Genomic DNA, 17,224 nt, shown 5'->3' with positions numbered 1-17,224 from the left:
CGGAGAACAGGTTTCGAGGATTGCTGGGCCCGCGCATGCGCCGGGCTTTATAGTTGATGACAGGCGGGTCGACCCGCACATGCCGCATCGAGCGGTTTTTGACGAGGCTAGGGACATGAAGAAAAGTTCTGCACAGGGTGCCGAAGATCCGATTCTGCAGTGGGTGACCTTTCGCCTGGACAATGAGACCTATGGCATCAACGTGATGCAGGTGCAGGAAGTGCTGCGCTACACCGAGATTGCCCCGGTGCCGGGGGCGCCGAGCTACGTGCTGGGCATCATCAACCTGCGCGGCAACGTGGTCACCGTGATCGACACCCGTCAGCGCTTCGGCCTGGGTTCGGCGCCGGTCACCGACAACACCCGCATCGTCATCATCGAGGCGGACAAGCAGGTGGTTGGCATCCTGGTCGACAGCGTCGCGGAGGTGGTCTATCTGCGTCAGTCCGAGATCGAGACCGCGCCGAACGTCGGCAACGACGAATCGGCCAAGTTCATCCAGGGCGTGTGCAACAAGAACGGCGAGCTGCTGATCCTGGTCGAGCTGGACAAGATGATGACCGAGGAAGAGTGGTCGGAGCTGGAGAGCATCTGAGCCATGTCCGAGTTCGCCATGCTCGCTGCGGCCCTGGCCTTCCTGGCTTTGCTGTGCGTGGCACTGGGCATCGTCTGCAATGGCCTGTACCGCAACCAGCAGCGTTTGCTGGCGGAACAGGCCAAGCGCGATGCCGCGCGCGACGCGCGGATCAAGGAGCTGGGCAAACGCCTGGATGCCTACCTGAGCGGCAGCATCCGCATGGGCGAGGAGCTGCACGAGCTGCGCCGCATCGTCGCGCCGCTACCGGACAAGCTCAGCCAGATCGAGCAGCGCGACCCCAGCAGCCTGTCCTTCACCCAGGCCGCGCGTCTGGTCGGCATGGGCGCCAGTGTCGACGATCTGACCCAGTCCTGCGGGCTGAGCCAGGCCGAGGCTGAGCTGATCAGCCGCCTGCATCAGCCGAAGGCGGGCGATCGGCCGTGAACGGCGCATAGGCGCCGTGGTTCTTAGCAGCCCTTCGGGCTGCGTTAATCGTTCCTAGTCCCCCTTTCCGTCGTGCCTAGTCTGAGAGAAGGGCACGTCGTTCGCATGCGCGATCGCGCGGCCCGAGGCATCGCAGCGGGGTGTCGGTTATGCATCGCCTGATTCTGCTGTTGGCCGGCTGGCTGCTGTGCGTGCCGCTGGCCGCCCAGGAGGCGCCGTTGGAAATCCGCGGTGCGGTTACGGTCAACGTGTTGCAAGCCAAGCATCTGTACGACCATGGTGCGCTGTTCATCGACGTGCGGCCGCTGCGCGAGTGGAGCTGGGGGCATGTGTACGGCGCCCTGCACATGGACCTGGCCGAACGTTTCGCCGGGCTGCAGCAGGGGCACTGGCCGCGCGAGCTGCCGTTGGTGATCTACTGCGACAGCGAGGTCTGCCCGCACAGCGCGCGGGCGGTGCAGCAGGCGGTGACCTGGGGGTTCAGCCGGGTGTTCTATTTCCGCGGCGGCTACTTCGCCTGGCAGCTGTTCGACTTTCCCAGTGGCAAGGGAGAGAACGGCGAGTCGCTGGCCTTCAGCCTGCCGGCCCCCGCAGCAGGGTCGGCGGCGGACTGACGTCGCGTTCGCCCTGCGCCTCGAAGCCGGGCGGGGTCTTGCCCTGCAGGTACCAGGCGAAGGCGATGATCTCGGCGATGCAGCGATACAGCGCCTCGGGGATGGCGTCGCCCAGCTCCAGGCGGGCCAGCAGGCGCACCAGTTCGGCGTTCTCGTAGATCGGCACCTCGTATTCGCGGGCGATGGCGAGGATGGCCTCGGCCAGCTCGTCGTCGCCCTTGGCGCTGAGCACCGGCGCGCTGCGCCCGTCGTAATTGAGGGCGATGGCCTGGTGCGGCTCGGCTGCGTGCTTGCGGCTCATGCGGTTTCGTCCACCCAGCGTTGTTCCAGCGTGGTCTTCGGCCCCTGCGGCGGCAGGCCCTGGCTGCAGGCCAGTTCGCCGACCTCGAGGCCGGCGGCCTGCAGGCGTTCGCGCAGGTTGCCGAGTTCGGTGCCGATCAGGTTGGCGGTATCGGCGCGCTCGGCCCACAGCTGGCTGGACAGGCTGCCGCGCAGCAGCTGGGCGCGCACCTGTAGCGGGCCGAGGTGGTCGAGGTCGAAGGCCAGTTCGACGCGCCAGAGGGTTTCCTTGTGCTCCGGCTGGTCCGCCTTGCCGCTGTCCTCGCGCTGCAGCTTGATCTGCAGCGGGATCACCTCCTGCTGATGGCGCATGGGCAGTTCCAGCTGCCAGGTGGTCAGCAGGTTGCCATTGGCATCCACCTGAGTCTGCGCCAGGCTCGACAGCTGGTGGGTCTGCAGGCGCGAAACGGCCGCCGCGGCGAGTTTCAGCAGGGTTTCCAGATCGGCCTCGCCGTCCAGGTTCTGCAACAGTCGCGACGGCAGCGGGAAACTCAGCGCCTGCTGGCGGGCGGCGCCGGCGGGGCTGAGGCCGCCGAGCATCTGCCTGGCCAGCGCCGGCAGGGCCTGGGCCATTGCGCCCTGCAGGCCGGCGAGGGAGGCGGCGCCACCAGGCATCTGCGGCAGCAATTGGGCGATCAGACGCAGCAGGTTGGCCTTCAGGTCCTGGGGCAGGGCGGCGGTCTGGCCCTGCAGCAGTTTCGCCTCCAGCAGCACGCCGCTGCCTTCCAGCGCCTGCGCCAGGCCCTTGGCGGTGCTCAGCTGGGCGCTGTCGGGCAGGGCACCGAGCAGGCGCTCGATGCCGCCACGCAGCTCGTCGCCCAGCTCGGCCTTGCCGGCCATGCCCTGCAGGCCCCTGATCAGCCCTTCCAGCGAGGCCTGGCGGCTCTGCTGGGCAGCCAGCTGCTGGCCCAGCACCAGCTGATCGAGGCGGCCGCTCAGCGGCAGGAAGGCGAGGCTCTGGCTGCCCTGCACCTGGGCGCTGAGCAGACTGCCCAGGGGCAGCGCCAGCGGGCTGTCGATGACCAACTGGCTGCCGGCCAGCGGGGTGTTGAGCAGATTGACCAGCAGGCGGTAGGTTGCCTGGGTGCCCTGTGCCGGCAACGGCTCGCGGCTGATCACCTTGCCTTGCACCAGGGTGCCGGGCGGCAGTTGCTGCAGATCGAGGCTACTCAGCGGCTTGTCACCGCCGCTCTGCAGCGCCAGCAGCAGGCGCGTATCGGACAGCGCGGTGACGGCCAGGGTGGTGCCTTGCGCCAAGGGGCGGGCGCTCTCGGCCTGCAAGGTGGCCTGGCGACCACTGTCCAGGGTCAGCTTGAGCAGTAGTTGGAAGCTCTGCGCCTGCTCCTTGAGGGCGATCACCTCGGCCTTGGCGCTTTCGCCGGCGACCAGCAGGCCTTCCAGCGGCTGCAGCAGGCGCACGGCCAGGTCGGCGGCGCTGACGGCAGGGCGCAGCGCCGGCGGCGTGGCGGGAAACGGGCGGGGACTGCTGATTTCGCTCATGAGCGCTCGATAGGCCGAAAGTCTGTTAACACCCTGTCGAAAATGCTGACTGCGGGGGCAGTGATGCGACATGTATAATGCCGCCCCGTTCCGCACCGCACTTCCGGCTCGCGTCAGTATAGCGGCCGGGGCACTGCCGACTTTAACCCTGCCAGGTAGCGATGACCCGTCCCGATCCCCTTCTCGAAGCCGTGGCGCTCAGCTGTGAGCGGGACTGGCGCATGCTCTTCGAGCACCTGCATTTCCATCTGCAGGCCGGCGACATGCTGCAGATCAGCGGCCCCAACGGCAGCGGCAAGACCAGCCTGCTGCGCCTGCTGGCCGGGCTGATGCAACCCACCGGCGGCAGCATCCGCCTGCAGGGCAAGCCGCTGGCCGAGCAGCGCGGCGAGTTGGCGCGCAACCTGCTGTGGATCGGCCACGCCGCCGGCATCAAGGGCCTGCTGAGCGCCGAAGAGAATCTCGCCTGGCTCTGCGCGCTGCACACGCCGATCGGCCGCGAGGCGATCTGGCAGGCGCTGCAAGCGGTCGGCCTGCGCGGTTTCGAGGACGTTCCCTGTCATACCCTGTCCGCCGGCCAGCAGCGCCGCGTCGCCCTGGCGCGCCTGTATCTGGCCGACGCGCCGCCCTTGTGGGTGCTCGACGAGCCCTTCACCGCCCTCGACAAGCAGGGCGTGGCGCAACTGGAGCGGCATCTGGCGGCGCATTGCGAGCGCGGCGGGGTGGTGGTGCTCACCACTCACCACAGCCTGCAGCACAAGCCGGCCACCTACCGCGAACTCGACCTGGGACAGCATGCGGCATGAGTAACGTCTTCACCCTGCTGCTCAGCCGCGAGATGCGCCTGCTGGCGCGCCGCCCCGCCGAACTGGCCAACCCGCTGGTGTTCTTCGCCATAGTGGTCGCGCTGTTCCCGCTGGCGGTGGGGCCGGAGACGCAATTGTTGCAAACCCTTTCTCCCGGCCTGGTGTGGGTGGCGGCGCTGCTGGCAGTGCTGCTCTCGCTGGACGGGCTGTTCCGCAGTGATTTCGAGGACGGCTCGCTGGAGCAGTGGGTCCTTTCGTCGCACCCCCTGCCTCTTCTGGTCCTGGCCAAGGTGCTGGCACACTGGCTGTTCAGCGGCCTGGCGCTGGTGCTGCTGGCGCCGTTGCTGGCGCTGATGCTCGGCCTGCCTGGGCGCTGCCTGCCGGTGCTGCTGCTGTCGCTGCTGCTCGGCACGCCGGTGCTGAGCCTGCTCGGCGCAGTGGGCGCGGCGCTCACCGTCGGTCTCAAGCGCGGCGGCCTGCTGCTGGCGCTGCTGATTCTGCCGCTGTACATCCCGGTGCTGATCCTCGGCAGCGGGGCGCTACAGGCGGCCCTGCAAGGATTGCCGGCCGGCGGCCACCTGTTGTGGCTGGCCAGCCTCACCGCCCTGGCGGTAACCCTGACACCCTTTGCGATCGCCGCCGGCCTGACCATAAGCGTCGGCGAATGACAATGAACCCTGATAGCTGGCCTGGATCGTCTCTGGGTCAGGTTTGAATGATGAGTCGAGCATGAACTGGACCTGGTTTCACAAGTGGGGTTCGCCCAAGTGGTTCTATGAGATCAGCGGCCGCTGGCTGCCCTGGCTCGGCGTCGGTGCGGTGCTGCTGATCGCCGCCGGGCTGGTCTGGGGCCTGGCCTTCGCGCCGCCGGACTACCAGCAGGGCAACAGCTTCCGGATCATCTATATCCATGTGCCGGCGGCCTTCCTCGCCCAGTCGATCTACGTGATGCTGGCGGTCGCCGGACTGGTCGGCCTGGTGTGGAAGATGAAGCTGGCCGACGTCGCCCTGCAGCAGGCCGCGCCCATCGGCGCCTGGATGACCGCCATCGCCTTGCTCACCGGCGCGATCTGGGGCAAGCCGACCTGGGGCACCTACTGGGTGTGGGACGCGCGCCTGACCGCGATGCTGATCCTGCTGTTCCTCTACTTCGGCGTCATCGCCCTGGGCAACGCCATCAGCAACCGCGACAGCGCGGCCAAGGCCTGCGCGGTGCTGGCCATAGTCGGGGTGGTCAATATCCCGATCATCAAGTACTCGGTGGAGTGGTGGAACTCGCTGCACCAGAGCGCCACCTTCAAGATCACCGAGAAGCCGGCGATGCCGGTGGAGATGTGGCTGCCGCTGCTGCTTGCCGTGCTCGGCTTCTACTGCTTCTTCGGCGCCGTGCTGCTCTATCGCATGCGTACCGAGGTGCTCAAGCGCGAGGCGCGCAGCAGTTGGGTGAAAGCCGAGGTCGAATCCCTGGTGGAGGGCAAGGCATGAGTTTCTCTTCCTTCGCCGAATTTCTCGCCATGGGCAGCCATGGCGCCTACGTGTGGAGCGCCTACGGCATCAGCCTGGCGGTGCTGGCTTTGAATGTGGCGCTGCCGATCCTGGCACGCCGCCGCTACCTGCAAGACGAGGCGCGTCGCCTGCGCCGGGAGAAGTCGAAGTGAATCCGGTCCGCAAGAAGCGTCTGTACATCGTCCTGGCCATCCTCTGCGGCGTCAGCATCGCCGTGGCCCTGGCGCTGACCGCGCTGCAGGAGAACATCAACCTGTTCTACACCCCGACGCAGATTGCCAATGGCGAGGCGCCGGAAGGCACCCGCATCCGCGCCGGCGGCCTGGTGCAGGAAGGCTCGGTCAAGCGCTCGAGCGATTCGCTGGAGGTCGATTTCATCGTCACCGACGGCGCCCAGGGCGTGACCATCCGCTACCACGGCATCCTCCCCGACCTGTTCCGCGAAGGGCAGGGCATCGTCGCTCTCGGCCGGGTCAACGAGGACGGCGTGCTGGTGGCCGACGAGGTGCTGGCCAAGCACGACGAGAACTACATGCCGCCGGAAGTGATGCAGGCGCTGGAAAAGAGCGGCATGAAGCAGCAGCACGACGCCGCCACCGCCGGCAAGCAGGCCTACCAGCAGGAGGGCGCGCAATGATTCCCGAGCTCGGCCACCTGGCGATGATCCTGGCGCTGTGCCTGTGCCTGGTACAGGCCACCCTGCCTTTGATCGGCGCCTGGCGCGGCGACCACCAGTGGATGAGTCTGGCCCAGCCGGCCGCCTGGGGCCAGTTCGCCTTCCTGCTGTTCGCCTTCGTTTGCCTGACCTACGCCTTCATGGTCGACGACTTCTCGGTCGCCTACGTGGCGCACAACTCCAACAGCGCGCTGCCCTGGTATTACAAGTTCAGCGCCGTATGGGGCGCCCACGAGGGCTCTCTGCTGCTGTGGGCGCTGATCCTGGCCGGCTGGACCTTCGCCGTATCGATCTTCTCGCGGCACCTTCCGGAAGAGATGCTGGCCCGCGTGCTGGCGGTGATGGGCATGATCGGCGTCGGCTTCCTGCTGTTTCTGATCGTCACCTCCAACCCCTTCGAGCGCCTGCTGCCGAACGCGCCGATGGATGGCCGCGACCTCAACCCGCTGCTGCAGGACTTCGGCCTGATCGTCCATCCGCCGATGCTGTACATGGGCTACGTCGGCTTCTCGGTGGCCTTCGCCTTCGCCATCGCCGCACTGCTCGGCGGCAAGCTGGACGCCGCCTGGGCGCGCTGGTCGCGGCCCTGGACCATAGTCGCCTGGGCCTTCCTCGGCATCGGCATCGCCCTGGGCTCCTGGTGGGCCTACTACGAGCTGGGCTGGGGCGGCTGGTGGTTCTGGGACCCGGTGGAGAATGCCTCCTTTATGCCCTGGCTGGTGGGCACTGCGCTGATTCACTCGCTGGCGGTGACCGAGAAGCGCGGCGTGTTCAAGAGCTGGACGGTGCTGCTGGCCATCGCCGCGTTTTCCCTCAGCCTGCTGGGCACCTTCCTGGTGCGCTCCGGGGTGCTGACCTCGGTGCACGCCTTCGCCACCGATCCGGAGCGCGGCGTGTTCATCCTGGTCTTCCTGCTGATCGTGGTGGGCGGCTCGCTGGCGCTGTTCGCCCTGCGCGCGCCGGTGGTCAAGAGCCAGGTCGGCTTTGGCCTGTGGTCGCGCGAGACCCTGCTGCTGGTCAACAACATCGTGCTGGTGGTGGCCGCGGCGATGATCCTGCTCGGCACCCTCTACCCGCTGGTGCTCGACGCCCTGACCGGGGCCAAGCTGTCGGTCGGCCCGCCGTACTTCAACGCGCTGTTCGTGCCGCTGATGGCACTGCTGATGGCGGTGATCGCGGTCGGCGTGATCGTGCGCTGGAAGGACACCCCGCTGCACTGGCTGGGGCGCATGCTGGTGCCGGTGCTGGTGGCCAGCGTGGTGCTGGCGCTGGTCGCCACCTTCGTCCACGGCGACTTCAACTGGGCGGTGCTGGCCGTGTGCCTGTTGGCGGCCTGGGTGGTGCTGGCCGGGGCGCGCGACATCCTCGACAAGACCCGCCACAAGGGCCTGCTCAAGGGCCTGCCGAGCCTGGGGCGCAGCTACTGGGGCATGCAGCTGGCGCACCTGGGCTTCGCCGTCTGCGCCCTCGGCGTGGTGCTGACCAGCCTGGGCAGCTACGAGCGCGACCTGCGCATGGCGCCGGGTGACTCGGTGGAGCTGGGCGGCTACCGCTTCCAGTTCGACGGCGCCGTGCATCATGAAGGCCCCAACTTCGTCTCCGACAAGGGCACGGTGCGGATCTTCGACGGCGAGCGGCAGATCAAGGTGCTGCATCCGGAGAAGCGCCTGTACACCGTACAGCAGACCACCATGACCGAGGCGGGCATCGACGCCGGCTTCACCCGCGATCTCTTCGTCGCCCTCGGCGAGCCGCTGGAGCAGGGCGCCTGGGCGGTGCGCGTGCACATCAAGCCGTTCGTCCGCTGGATCTGGCTGGGCGCGCTGCTGATGGGCTTCGGTGGTTTCCTCGCCGCCAGCGATTCGCGTTACCGGATCAAGGTGCGCACCCGCGTGCGCGAGGCCCTGGGCATGGCGGAGGCCAAGGCATGAAACGTCTATTGCTGCTGTTGCCGCTGCTGGCCTTTCTCGGCGTCGCGCTGTTCCTCTACCGCGGGCTGTTCCTCGACCCCTCGGAGCTGCCCTCGGCGCTGATCGGCAAGCCGTTCCCGGCCTTCAGCCTGCCGTCGCTGGACGACCCCGGACGTACCCTCAGCGAGGCCGACCTCAAGGGCAAGCCTGCGCTGGTCAACGTCTGGGCCACCTGGTGCCCGTCCTGTCGCCACGAACACCCGGTGCTGAACAAGCTGGCCGAGGCCGGTGTGGTGATCCACGGGGTCAACTACAAGGACCAGCGCGAACCGGCGCAGAAATGGCTGCGCGAGCTGCACAACCCCTACCAGCTCAATATCGAGGACGCCAAGGGCAGCCTCGGTCTGGACCTGGGCGTGTACGGCGCGCCGGAAACCTTCTTCGTCGATGCCCAGGGCATCATCCGCCACAAGTTCGTCGGCACCATCGACGAGCGCGTCTGGCGCGAGAAACTGGCGCCGATCTACCAGCAACTGGTCGACGAGGCCCGCCCATGAAGCGTCTGCTTATCGCCGCCGGCCTCAGCCTGGGCCTGCTGGCCAGCGCCCAGGCCGCGATCGACACCTTCGAGTTCGCCAGCGAGGCGGAGCGCCAGCGCTACCGCGATCTGGTCGAGGAACTGCGCTGCCCCAAGTGCCAGAACCAGAACATCGCCGACTCCGACGCGCCGATCGCCATGGACTTGCGCGGCGAGATCTACCGCATGCTGGAAGAGGGCAAGAGCAACGACGAGATCATCGACTTCCTGGTCTCGCGCTATGGCGACTTCGTGCTCTACAAGCCGCCCGTCACCGGACGCACCCTGCTGCTCTGGTACGGCCCGGCCGGCCTGCTGCTGATCGGCTTCGGCGTGCTCGGGACCATCGTCCTGCGCCGCCGCAGCCAGCAGAAGACGCGCCCGGCCGCCGGCCTCTCCGCCGATGAGCAGCAGCGCCTCGCCGCGCTGCTCGAGCAAACCTCTCAGGACAAGAAACACCGATGATCGATTTCTGGTTGCCCGCCGGGTTGCTGCTGCTGACCGCCCTGGCCTTTCTGCTGATCCCGGTGCTGCGCATTCGCAAGCTGCAGGCCGAGGAAGACCGCACCGCCCTCAACGTCACTCTCTACCAGGAGCGCCTGCAGGAGCTGGCGACCCAGCGCCAGGCCGGCGTACTCGACGACGCCCAGCTCGAGGCCGGCCGTGCCGAGGCCGCGCGCGAACTGCTGGCCGACACCGAGGGCGTGCAGCGGCGCAGCGGCGTGCTCGGCGGCAGGATCCCACTGCTCGCGGCCTTGCTGGTGCCGCTGCTGGGCGTCGGTCTGTATATGCACTGGGGCGCCCTGGCTCAGGTCGAGCAGGCACGTACCTTCGCCGCCCAGCAGCCGCAGAGCATCGAGGAGATGACCGCGCGCCTGGAGCAGTCGCTCAAGGACAACCCGGACTCTGCCGAGGCCTGGTACTTCCTCGGCCGCACCTATATGGCCCAGGAGCGCGCCGGTGATGCGGCCAAGGCCTTCGAGCAGGCGGTGAAGCTGGCCGGCCGAGCGCCGGAGCTGCTCGGCCAGTGGGCGCAGGCGCTGTATTTCGCCGGCGGCAAGCAGTGGAACGAGCAGATGCAGGCGCTGACCGACGAGGCGCTGAAGGCCGACCCGGAGGAGGTGACCAGCCTCGGCCTGCTCGGCATCGCCGCCTACGAGAGCCGGCGCTACGCCGATGCGGTGCGCTACTGGGAACGCCTGGTGGCGGTGCTGCCCGAGCAGGACCCGTCGCGCGCGGCGATCGCCGGCGGCATCGAGCGCTCGCGCCAGCAGATGGGGGCGGGCGAACCCACCAGTGCCGCCGCCGAGCCGGGCATCAAGGTACACGCGCTGGAAGTCAGCGTGGCGCTGGCGCCCGAGGTGCAGGCGCAGGTGCAGCCGGACGACAGCGTGTTCGTCTTCGCCCGCGCCCTCAGCGGCCCGCCCATGCCGCTGGCGGTCAAGCGCCTGAAGGTCTCCGACCTGCCGGCGCAGGTCAGCCTGTCGGATGTCGATGCGATGATGCCCGAGCTCAAGTTGTCGGCCTTCGAGCAGGTGCAGCTGGTGGCGCGGGTGTCGCGCGCCGGCAACGCCACCCGCGGCGAGTGGATCGGCCAGCGCGGGCCGGTGTCGAACACCGCCCGTGAAACCCAGGCGCTGCTGATCGACAGCCGTGACGGGCAGGCACAATGAAGCGCCTGGCACTGCTCGGCGCACTCGGTCTGAGCCTGGTCGGTTGCGTCGTGCAGCCGATCACGCCGGTCGGCTCGCCGCCGCAGGCGACGCAGCCGTCGCACCCGCGCTACGCGCCGCCGCCGGGGGTGAGGAGCCACTGGAATCCGGCGCTGAGCGTCTATGTGGTCGAAGGCGCGCGCGATCTCTACTACCGCGAGCGCATCTTCTATCGCTGGGACGGCGGCTGGAGCTGGTCGCCGCAGCCTGGCGGACCCTGGAAGGCCACCGACAGCAGCGGCATCCCGCCCGGCCTGTTTCGCCAGTACCAGAACCGCTGACTGGGTTTCGGCTGCGTAGATCACCCGGTTGGAGGGCTTTAGCCGCCACCGAGCCTGTAGGACGAGTACCCGCCACCTCCTCGCGGGGGCGCATCCGCCCAAACGACAACGGCGCCTTCGGGCGCCGTTTCCCATGCAGGACTCATCCTGCTTGAAGCCCGCCAGCCTCGCCCGGGTGGGTTTCACTCACCCCAGGTTGCCGACAACGAAGCCCGTGGGCGTCGCCGTCAGTCCCGCAGCTGGCGGAACAGTGCGCTGCCGCAGCGACTGCAGAAGGCCGCGTTGTGTTCATGGCTCGCCTTGCTGCAGCCCGGACAGTCATGCTTGAACTGGCCTTCCAGGCGCATGGCGTTGGCCAGCTCGGCGGTGAAGATGCCGGTGGGCACGGCGATGATCGAGTAGCCGGTGATCATCACCAGGGTGGCGAGCATCTGTCCCAGCGGCGTATGCGGGGTGATGTCGCCGAAACCCACGGTGGTCAGGGTCACCACCGCCCAGTAGATGCCGATCGGGATGCTGGTGAAGCCGTGCGCCGGCCCCTCGATCACATACATCAGCGCACCGAACACCGTGACCAGGGTGGAGACGCTGACCAGAAAGACAATGATCTTCTGCTGGCTGCCGCGCAGCGCCAACAGCAGGAAATTGGCCTGGCTGAGGTACTGGCGCAGCTTGAGCACGCGGAAGATGCGGATCATACGGATCACGCGGACAATCATCAGGTACTGCGCATCGGCCAGCAGCAGCGCGAGGATCGCCGGCAGCACCGCCAGCAGATCGACCAGGCCGAAAAAGCTGAAGGCGTAGCGCAGGGGCTTGGGCGAGCAGTACAGGCGCAAGCCGTACTCTATGGCGAACAGCGCGGTGAAGCCCCACTCCAGCGCGCCGAACAGCCCGGCGTACTGGCTGTGGAAGCGCTCGATGCTGTCGAGCATCACCACCACCAGGCTGGCCAGGATGCACAGCAGCAACCAGTTGTCGAAGCGCTGCCCGGCCTTGGTATCGGTTTCGAAGATGATCACGTAGAGGCGCTGGCGCCAGTTTTGGCTGTTGTCCATGGCTAAGCCCGGTGGGGTAGAAGTCGGCAGCCTAGGCAGTTCGACAGGGCTATGGCAAGGCCGTCGTCCTTGCGCAAGGGCAACGCGTCGGTATCGGGTCGCCAGGGGAGTGATGCAGCAGCCCGCCGTCAGGCGGGCTTCAGATCGGCGAGAGATCAGGACGGCTGGGACTGCAAGCTGCCGGTCTCCACCACTTCGGCTGGAGCGGCTTGCCCGGGCGGAGCCGGCCAGGCCTGCGGGTCGATGTCCAGGTCGGGGAACAGGCGCGGATCGAAACCGGGGCGGGCCACTCCGGCGGCACGCTGGCGCTCGTAGTCACGCATCAGGCGCAGACCGACCTTGAGCAGCAGGACCAGGGCGGCCAGGTTGACCAGGGCAAGCAGGGCCATGGTTAGGTCGGCGAAGGCGAACACCGTGTTGAGATCCTGCAGGGCGCCCCAGAGGATCAGCGCCAGGGTCAACAGGCGGAAGCCTGCTACCATCCCAGGACTTTCAAGACCCATAAAGCTCAGGCTGTTCTCGCCCAGGTAGTAGTTGTAGATGATCGAGGTGAAGCAGAAGAAAAACAGCGCCAGGCTGACGAAGACGCGCCCCCACTCTCCCACGTGCTCGGCCATGGCGGCCTGGGTCAGGGCGATGCCGCCGAGGTTGCCGCCCAGCTGGTAGGCATCCGATAGCAGGACGATCATCGCCGTGCAGCTGCACAGCACCAGGGTGTCGATGAAGACGCTGAACGCCTGCACTATGCCCTGGTTGACCGGGTGCGGGACCTCGGCCACCGCCGCGACATTGGGGGCACTGCCGAGGCCGGCTTCGTTGGAGAACAGGCCGCGCTTGATGCCGTGCAATATGGCCGCGCCGACACCGCCACCGAGGGCCTGGTCCAGGCCGAAGGCGCTGTTGAAGATCATCAGCAGGGCTTCGGGAATGCGCTCCACATGGCTACCCAGTATGTACAGGGTCATTGCCAGGTAGCCCAGGGCCATCACCGGCACCAGCAGCTCGGCGAACCTGGCGATACGCTGCAGGCCGCCGAAGATGATCGCGGCGAGCAGGCCGACGATCAGCGCGGCGCAGGCATAGGCCGGCAGACCGAGGGTGTCGTTGAGCGAGGTGGCGATGGTGTAGGACTGCAGGGCGCTGAAGCCGAAGCCGAAGGTCACCAGCAGCAGGACCGAGAAGACCACCGCCAGCTTGGGCGATTTCAGTCCGGCCCTGATGTAGAAAGCCGGGCCGCCGCGATACAGGCCGTCGCTGCCACGCACCTTGAAGGCCTGGGCCAGGGTGCATTCGAAGAAGCTGGTGGCCATGCCGAGCAGGCCGATCATCCACATCCAGAACACGGCTCCCGGGCCGCCCAGAGTGATGGCGACGGCGACACCGGCGATATTGCCGGCGCCAACGCGCCCGGCGACGCTCAGGGTCAGGGCCTGAAACGAGCTGATCTGCCCTTTCTGGTGTTGAAAGGCGCTGCGCAGGATGCCGAACATGGCGGCGAAGTGGCGCAGTTGCACGAAACGGGAACTGCAGGTGAACAGCAAGCCGATGGCCACCAGGGTGACGATCAGGACCTTGCCCCAGAGCAAGTCGTTGAGGAGGTTAAGCATGGCGAAGCTCTCTGCGATTGGAATTGGGATTGTCGAGGCAGAACGATTCAGCTTGTGGCGTGGCAGGTGCGGAGAACCGCAGGGCGCGGCCGGAGGCGTTGCATTGGCGGGTTCTCGACGACCAGTCGATTCTTGTCATGAACGGGCGGCATCCACGAAGGCCTGGAACAGGCGGCTTTCCTCCGGGTTGATGCGGTACTCCGGGTGCCACTGCAGGCCCAGGGCGAAGCGCCGATCGCGGCGTTCCACCGCTTCGATCAGGCCATCCTCGGCCCGGGCGGCCGGCAACAGGTTGTCCGGCAGTTGGCGGGCGCCCTGGTGGTGCACCGAGTTGACCTGCAGGCAGCTGCAGCCGAGCAGGCGCTGCAACTGGCTATCCGGGGCGATCTCCACCGGGTGCCAGGGGTGGTCGTGGGCGCTCGTCTGCATGTGCTCGAGGGCGCCGGGCATGTCGCTGCCGAGATCCTGGTAGAGGCTGCCGCCGGAGGCGACCACCAGCAGCTGCATGCCGCCGCAGATGCCCAGCACCGGCATGTCCCGCTCCAGCGCGCCGCGCAGCAGGGCCATCTCGAAGCGGGTGCGCGTCGCCTTGGTGCTCACGCTCTGGTGCTGCGTGCTCTGGTTGTAGAGTTCCGGCGGGATGTCGAACATGCCGCCGCTGACCAGCAGGGCGTCGATTCGCTCCAGGTAATCCGTCACGGCCTGGCAATCATGGGGCAGGGCGATCGGCAGGCCGCCGGCGGCGCTCACCGCCTCGGCATAATTGACCCGCAGGGCATACCAGGGGTCGCTGGAGTAGCCTCCGCCTTGCGGTTCGACATCCAGGGTGATTCCAATCAGGGGTTTGCGCATGGCGGCTCCTTGCTAGTGCGGGCGGGCGGCGATCACCATCATCTCCACCAGTACATCGGCGGAGGCGAGGTCGGCCTGGGTGGTGGCACGGGCCGGTGCACAGCCAGCCGGTAGCCAGCGCTCCCAGACCGCGTTCATGGCGGTGAAGTCCCTTTCGATGTCCTTCAGCCAGATCTGGACACTCAAGAGGTTGGCGCGGTCGCTGCCGGCCTGCTGCAGCAGGCTGTCGATCTTGGCCAGTACCTGTTCGGTCTGGCTGGCGCAGCCACACTGGCGGTCGTCCGGAACCTGGCCGGAGAGGTAGATGAGATCGCCGTGGAGTACGGCACCGCTGAGGCGCGGGGTGCTGGCGATACGCTCGATGTGCATGGAAGGCTCCTGTCGATTAACGCGAGTGGCATTGCGGAAGGCTCAGGCCTTCCAGCGAGATCGGGCTGGCACGCCCGGAAATCAGCTCCGAGAGAATCTGGCCGCTGGCGCAGGCCAGGGTGAAGCCCAGGCTGCCGTGACCGCTGTTCAGCCAGAGGTTGCCCAGCGTGGTGGCGCCGAGCAGTGGTGTGCCCTGTGGCGTGCAGGGGCGCAGTCCGGCCCAGGCTTCGGCCTGCCGGTAGTCGCCGGCGTGGGGAAAGGTGCGTTCACCCAGGCGGCGCAGCGCGCTCAGGCGGCGTGCGCTGGGCTGGGCGTCGCGGGCGCCGATATCGACCATGGCGGCGACCCGGAACTGGCGGTCGAGGCGGGCGTAGACCACCTTGTGGTCGAAGTCGGTCACGCTGACCTCCGGGGCGATGGCGTCCTGCGCCAGCGGCAGGGTCAGGCTGTAGCCCTTGAGCGGGTAGATCGGCAGATGCAGGCCCAGGCTGCGGGCCAGGCCGGCACTGCGATTGCCGGCGGCGAGTACGAAGGCGTCGGCGGCGAGGCACTTCTGGCCCAGGCGCAAGGCGCGAATCCTGCCGTTGGCCAGCTCGAAACCGGTCACCGGGCTGCCGCCCAGGCGGCGATAGCGGCCACTGGCTTGCAGGCGCTGTTCCAGGACCTGGCAGAAGCGCAGGCAATCGGCGACTTCGTCGTCGGCGCTGTAGATGCCGCCGGCCAGTTGCCCGCCCATGCCTGCCAGGGCCGGCTCGAGTGTCAGGCATTGGGCCGTATCGAGCAGCCGCTGCCCGGCCGCCTCGCTCAGCTTGGCGGCGGCCTGGCGCAGGCTGGCGGCATGGCGGTAGACCACCAGCTTGCCGTTGCGGCGCCAGGCGAAGTCGCCCAGGCCGTCCTGCGCACGCCATTGCCCGAGGACATGCTGGCTGTGCAGGGCCAGGCGCAGCAGGTGGCCGGCATTGCGCCGGTTGACCGAGCTGCGGCAGGCAGCGAGAAAGCTCAGGCACCAGCGCCATTGCCGCGGCTCCAGGCGCAGGTGGAATTTCAACGGGGCGGCGTCGCCCTGCAGCATCCAGGCGAGGGCCTTGAGCGGCACGCCGGCGTCGGCGAGTGGGGACACATAGCGATAGCTGAGCTGCCCGCCGTTGGCAAAGCTGGTTTCCTGGGCGACCTGCGCATGGCTGTCGCACAGGCTGACCCCATGGCCCTCGCGGACCAGCGCATAGGCGGTGGCCAGACCGACGACCCCACCCCCGACTATTGCGACGTGCTTGCTCATTGCTGCCTCCATGACTGCTCGATGGAGGCAAGCTTGCCGTCGTCGGCTGCGCAGTACGAATGAACAGATGCGGTGCAGCCATTACCTCAGGCTATGGGGCGACGCCGGGTTGTGGCCCCGACGGGCGCCGTGCCGTCTTCGCATTCATCCTGTCCGAGTTGGGAAAAGCTCATGAGGCTGCGTCATATCGAGATCTTCCAGGCAATCCTGCAGACCGGCTCGGTCACCGGCGCCGCCAGGCTGTTGAACATCACTCAGCCGGCGGCGACCAAGGCGCTGCATCATGCCGAGGCCCAGTTGGGTTTCAGCCTGTTCACGCGGATTCGTGGACAGCTGCATCCCACGGCGGAGGCGCGCCTGCTGGAGACTGCCACCAGCAAGGTCTTCGACGATCTGCGCGAGGTGCGCCGGTTGGCCGGCAACCTGCGTGGCCACAGCGACCGCCCGTTGCGCATCGTGACCACGCCAACCCTGGCGCAGACCCTGCTGCCGGCCAGCATCGCGCTATGGCGACGGCGCTACTCGAAGACGCCTTGCACGCTGGCGACCCAGCACACCCGGGAGCTGATCGAGAGCCTGTTGTTGCACGAGGCGGATATCGGCTTCAGCCTGCAGGAACCCAAACATCCGGCCTTGCGCAGCGAGAGCCTGGCCCAGGGCAGCATGAGAGTGATCGCGGGCCGTGGCCAGTGGAGCGAGGAGCTGGCTGGCAAACCCATGGCCTTGGACGAGCTGGCAGGTCAGCCGCTGATTGCTCTGGATACCCGCGATGGACTGGGCAGCTTGCTGAGTAGTCAGCTGGACGAACTGGAAGACGGGCCTCTGATCAATACCCATGTGCAGACCTATCAGGTGGCGCGCTCGCTGGTGGAGGCCGGGCTTGGCATGGCCGTGGTGGATCCTTTCACGGCGCTGGTCCATGCCTCGGCGTTGCAGGTTCGCGAGTTGCAACCGAGCATCACGGTGACGCTGTATGCGCTGAGCCGCTCCAGCGCCGGACTGCATCCGGCCGCCAGCGCTCTGATCCGGCAGATGGCGGAGCAGGCCAGGCAACTGCTGCAACGCTGAGCCGGGCCGGCGCTGTTCCAAGGCGCGCCAGCAGACTCGCGGCGAACCA

At 67.6% G+C, this 17,224-nt stretch carries 21 protein-coding genes; 14 read left to right on the top strand and 7 right to left on the bottom strand.

What is annotated here, in order from left to right:
* Positions 1 to 115: 115 nt before the first annotated feature.
* The 3 genes from ACUTAF_RS11960 to ACUTAF_RS11950 all read left to right on the top strand — a co-directional run bounded on the left by ACUTAF_RS11960 (position 116) and on the right by ACUTAF_RS11950 (position 1,635).
* Positions 116 to 595, top strand: coding sequence for a chemotaxis protein CheW (locus ACUTAF_RS11960; protein WP_021445082.1), 480 nt, complete (start codon positions 116 to 118; stop codon positions 593 to 595).
* Between the two features lie 3 nt (positions 596 to 598).
* The gene (locus ACUTAF_RS11955; RefSeq protein WP_445580163.1) at positions 599 to 1,021 is read left to right on the top strand and encodes a DUF2802 domain-containing protein; all 423 of its coding nucleotides are present in this window, start codon (positions 599 to 601) and stop codon (positions 1,019 to 1,021) included.
* A gap of 149 nt (positions 1,022 to 1,170) precedes the next feature.
* On the top strand, positions 1,171 to 1,635 hold the full coding sequence (locus ACUTAF_RS11950; RefSeq protein ID WP_445580162.1) for a rhodanese-like domain-containing protein: 465 nt from the start codon (positions 1,171 to 1,173) through the stop codon (positions 1,633 to 1,635).
* Here ACUTAF_RS11950 and ACUTAF_RS11945 read toward each other — a convergent pair.
* A complete protein-coding gene (locus ACUTAF_RS11945) occupies positions 1,595 to 1,936 on the bottom strand; it encodes an EscU/YscU/HrcU family type III secretion system export apparatus switch protein (RefSeq protein WP_445580161.1) in 342 nt (113 codons plus the stop codon). The genes ACUTAF_RS11950 and ACUTAF_RS11945 overlap by 41 nt on opposite strands.
* Positions 1,933 to 3,474 (bottom strand): flagellar hook-length control protein FliK, encoded by a 1,542-nt coding sequence (gene fliK / locus ACUTAF_RS11940; RefSeq protein ID WP_445580160.1) that lies wholly within the window; start codon positions 3,472 to 3,474, stop codon positions 1,933 to 1,935. The genes ACUTAF_RS11945 and fliK overlap by 4 nt, the downstream gene beginning before the upstream one ends.
* A gap of 161 nt (positions 3,475 to 3,635) precedes the next feature.
* Between fliK and ccmA the strand changes: the two genes are divergently transcribed.
* From ccmA to ACUTAF_RS11890, 10 genes are all read left to right on the top strand, one after another.
* Positions 3,636 to 4,280 (top strand): cytochrome c biogenesis heme-transporting ATPase CcmA, encoded by a 645-nt coding sequence (gene ccmA / locus ACUTAF_RS11935; protein WP_445580159.1) that lies wholly within the window; start codon positions 3,636 to 3,638, stop codon positions 4,278 to 4,280.
* Positions 4,277 to 4,948, top strand: a complete 672-nt coding sequence (ccmB, locus tag ACUTAF_RS11930; RefSeq protein WP_445580158.1) for a heme exporter protein CcmB — start codon at positions 4,277 to 4,279, stop codon at positions 4,946 to 4,948. The genes ccmA and ccmB overlap by 4 nt, the downstream gene beginning before the upstream one ends.
* A gap of 61 nt (positions 4,949 to 5,009) precedes the next feature.
* Positions 5,010 to 5,765, top strand: a complete 756-nt coding sequence (locus ACUTAF_RS11925; RefSeq protein WP_445580157.1) for a heme ABC transporter permease — start codon at positions 5,010 to 5,012, stop codon at positions 5,763 to 5,765.
* Entirely contained in the window at positions 5,762 to 5,938 is a 177-nt protein-coding gene (gene ccmD / locus ACUTAF_RS11920; protein ID WP_445580156.1) for a heme exporter protein CcmD, read from the top strand. The genes ACUTAF_RS11925 and ccmD overlap by 4 nt, the downstream gene beginning before the upstream one ends.
* Positions 5,935 to 6,423 (top strand): cytochrome c maturation protein CcmE, encoded by a 489-nt coding sequence (gene ccmE, locus ACUTAF_RS11915; RefSeq protein ID WP_445580155.1) that lies wholly within the window; start codon positions 5,935 to 5,937, stop codon positions 6,421 to 6,423. The genes ccmD and ccmE overlap by 4 nt, the downstream gene beginning before the upstream one ends.
* Complete coding sequence (locus tag ACUTAF_RS11910; protein WP_445580154.1) at positions 6,420 to 8,393, top strand: heme lyase CcmF/NrfE family subunit; 1,974 nt, start codon at positions 6,420 to 6,422, stop codon at positions 8,391 to 8,393. The genes ccmE and ACUTAF_RS11910 overlap by 4 nt, the downstream gene beginning before the upstream one ends.
* Positions 8,390 to 8,929 (top strand): DsbE family thiol:disulfide interchange protein, encoded by a 540-nt coding sequence (locus ACUTAF_RS11905; protein WP_445580153.1) that lies wholly within the window; start codon positions 8,390 to 8,392, stop codon positions 8,927 to 8,929. Before ACUTAF_RS11910 ends, ACUTAF_RS11905 begins: the two co-directional genes overlap by 4 nt.
* Positions 8,926 to 9,414 carry a cytochrome c-type biogenesis protein gene (locus ACUTAF_RS11900; RefSeq protein WP_445580152.1) on the top strand — a complete coding sequence of 163 codons (489 nt, stop codon included), beginning with the start codon at positions 8,926 to 8,928 and terminating at the stop codon, positions 9,412 to 9,414. Before ACUTAF_RS11905 ends, ACUTAF_RS11900 begins: the two co-directional genes overlap by 4 nt.
* On the top strand, positions 9,411 to 10,622 hold the full coding sequence (ccmI, locus tag ACUTAF_RS11895; RefSeq protein WP_445580151.1) for a c-type cytochrome biogenesis protein CcmI: 1,212 nt from the start codon (positions 9,411 to 9,413) through the stop codon (positions 10,620 to 10,622). The genes ACUTAF_RS11900 and ccmI overlap by 4 nt, the downstream gene beginning before the upstream one ends.
* Positions 10,619 to 10,942 carry a hypothetical protein gene (locus ACUTAF_RS11890; protein ID WP_445580150.1) on the top strand — a complete coding sequence of 108 codons (324 nt, stop codon included), beginning with the start codon at positions 10,619 to 10,621 and terminating at the stop codon, positions 10,940 to 10,942. The genes ccmI and ACUTAF_RS11890 overlap by 4 nt, the downstream gene beginning before the upstream one ends.
* Before the next feature lie 227 nt (positions 10,943 to 11,169).
* Here the strand turns inward: ACUTAF_RS11890 and ACUTAF_RS11885 are convergent, their stop codons facing one another.
* From ACUTAF_RS11885 to ACUTAF_RS11865, 5 genes are all read right to left on the bottom strand, one after another.
* Positions 11,170 to 12,000, bottom strand: a complete 831-nt coding sequence (locus tag ACUTAF_RS11885; RefSeq protein ID WP_445580149.1) for an ion transporter — start codon at positions 11,998 to 12,000, stop codon at positions 11,170 to 11,172.
* A 155-nt stretch (positions 12,001 to 12,155) separates the two neighbouring features.
* On the bottom strand, positions 12,156 to 13,607 hold the full coding sequence (locus tag ACUTAF_RS11880) for an alanine/glycine:cation symporter family protein (RefSeq protein ID WP_445580148.1): 1,452 nt from the start codon (positions 13,605 to 13,607) through the stop codon (positions 12,156 to 12,158).
* A 135-nt stretch (positions 13,608 to 13,742) separates the two neighbouring features.
* Positions 13,743 to 14,459: a gamma-glutamyl-gamma-aminobutyrate hydrolase family protein gene (locus ACUTAF_RS11875; RefSeq protein WP_445580147.1), complete on the bottom strand. Its 717-nt coding sequence runs from the start codon at positions 14,457 to 14,459 to the stop codon at positions 13,743 to 13,745.
* Between the two features lie 12 nt (positions 14,460 to 14,471).
* Positions 14,472 to 14,828 carry a RidA family protein gene (locus ACUTAF_RS11870; protein ID WP_445580146.1) on the bottom strand — a complete coding sequence of 119 codons (357 nt, stop codon included), beginning with the start codon at positions 14,826 to 14,828 and terminating at the stop codon, positions 14,472 to 14,474.
* A 16-nt stretch (positions 14,829 to 14,844) separates the two neighbouring features.
* A complete protein-coding gene (locus tag ACUTAF_RS11865) occupies positions 14,845 to 16,107 on the bottom strand; it encodes a D-amino acid dehydrogenase (RefSeq protein WP_445580145.1) in 1,263 nt (420 codons plus the stop codon).
* Positions 16,108 to 16,278: 171 nt separating this feature from the next.
* Between ACUTAF_RS11865 and ACUTAF_RS11860 the strand changes: the two genes are divergently transcribed.
* Complete coding sequence (locus ACUTAF_RS11860; RefSeq protein ID WP_445580144.1) at positions 16,279 to 17,175, top strand: LysR family transcriptional regulator; 897 nt, start codon at positions 16,279 to 16,281, stop codon at positions 17,173 to 17,175.
* Positions 17,176 to 17,224 lie beyond the last annotated feature (49 nt).

This window comes from Pseudomonas sp. SP16.1, from assembly GCF_052682975.1.
This window is presented reverse-complemented; position numbering and strand designations above follow the sequence as displayed.

Excerpts from the sequence above, each read along its gene's own strand:
- ACUTAF_RS11900 (WP_445580152.1), top strand. The coding sequence starts at position 8,926 with ATGAAGCGTCTGCTTATCGCCGCCGGCCTCAGCCTGGGCCTGCTGGCC.
- ACUTAF_RS11960 (WP_021445082.1), top strand. The coding sequence starts at position 116 with ATGAAGAAAAGTTCTGCACAGGGTGCCGAAGATCCGATTCTGCAGTGG.
- ACUTAF_RS11925 (WP_445580157.1), top strand. The coding sequence starts at position 5,010 with ATGAACTGGACCTGGTTTCACAAGTGGGGTTCGCCCAAGTGGTTCTAT.
- ACUTAF_RS11890 (WP_445580150.1), top strand. The coding sequence starts at position 10,619 with ATGAAGCGCCTGGCACTGCTCGGCGCACTCGGTCTGAGCCTGGTCGGT.
- ACUTAF_RS11865 (WP_445580145.1), bottom strand. The coding sequence starts at position 16,107 with ATGAGCAAGCACGTCGCAATAGTCGGGGGTGGGGTCGTCGGTCTGGCC.
- ACUTAF_RS11870 (WP_445580146.1), bottom strand. The coding sequence starts at position 14,828 with ATGCACATCGAGCGTATCGCCAGCACCCCGCGCCTCAGCGGTGCCGTA.
- ACUTAF_RS11910 (WP_445580154.1), top strand. The coding sequence starts at position 6,420 with ATGATTCCCGAGCTCGGCCACCTGGCGATGATCCTGGCGCTGTGCCTG.
- ccmB (WP_445580158.1), top strand. The coding sequence starts at position 4,277 with ATGAGTAACGTCTTCACCCTGCTGCTCAGCCGCGAGATGCGCCTGCTG.
- ACUTAF_RS11875 (WP_445580147.1), bottom strand. The coding sequence starts at position 14,459 with ATGCGCAAACCCCTGATTGGAATCACCCTGGATGTCGAACCGCAAGGC.
- ccmA (WP_445580159.1), top strand. The coding sequence starts at position 3,636 with ATGACCCGTCCCGATCCCCTTCTCGAAGCCGTGGCGCTCAGCTGTGAG.
- ACUTAF_RS11880 (WP_445580148.1), bottom strand. The coding sequence starts at position 13,607 with ATGCTTAACCTCCTCAACGACTTGCTCTGGGGCAAGGTCCTGATCGTC.
- ACUTAF_RS11905 (WP_445580153.1), top strand. The coding sequence starts at position 8,390 with ATGAAACGTCTATTGCTGCTGTTGCCGCTGCTGGCCTTTCTCGGCGTC.
- ACUTAF_RS11885 (WP_445580149.1), bottom strand. The coding sequence starts at position 12,000 with ATGGACAACAGCCAAAACTGGCGCCAGCGCCTCTACGTGATCATCTTC.
- ccmI (WP_445580151.1), top strand. The coding sequence starts at position 9,411 with ATGATCGATTTCTGGTTGCCCGCCGGGTTGCTGCTGCTGACCGCCCTG.
- ccmD (WP_445580156.1), top strand. The coding sequence starts at position 5,762 with ATGAGTTTCTCTTCCTTCGCCGAATTTCTCGCCATGGGCAGCCATGGC.
- ACUTAF_RS11945 (WP_445580161.1), bottom strand. The coding sequence starts at position 1,936 with ATGAGCCGCAAGCACGCAGCCGAGCCGCACCAGGCCATCGCCCTCAAT.
- ACUTAF_RS11950 (WP_445580162.1), top strand. The coding sequence starts at position 1,171 with ATGCATCGCCTGATTCTGCTGTTGGCCGGCTGGCTGCTGTGCGTGCCG.
- fliK (WP_445580160.1), bottom strand. The coding sequence starts at position 3,474 with ATGAGCGAAATCAGCAGTCCCCGCCCGTTTCCCGCCACGCCGCCGGCG.
- ACUTAF_RS11955 (WP_445580163.1), top strand. The coding sequence starts at position 599 with ATGTCCGAGTTCGCCATGCTCGCTGCGGCCCTGGCCTTCCTGGCTTTG.
- ACUTAF_RS11860 (WP_445580144.1), top strand. The coding sequence starts at position 16,279 with ATGAGGCTGCGTCATATCGAGATCTTCCAGGCAATCCTGCAGACCGGC.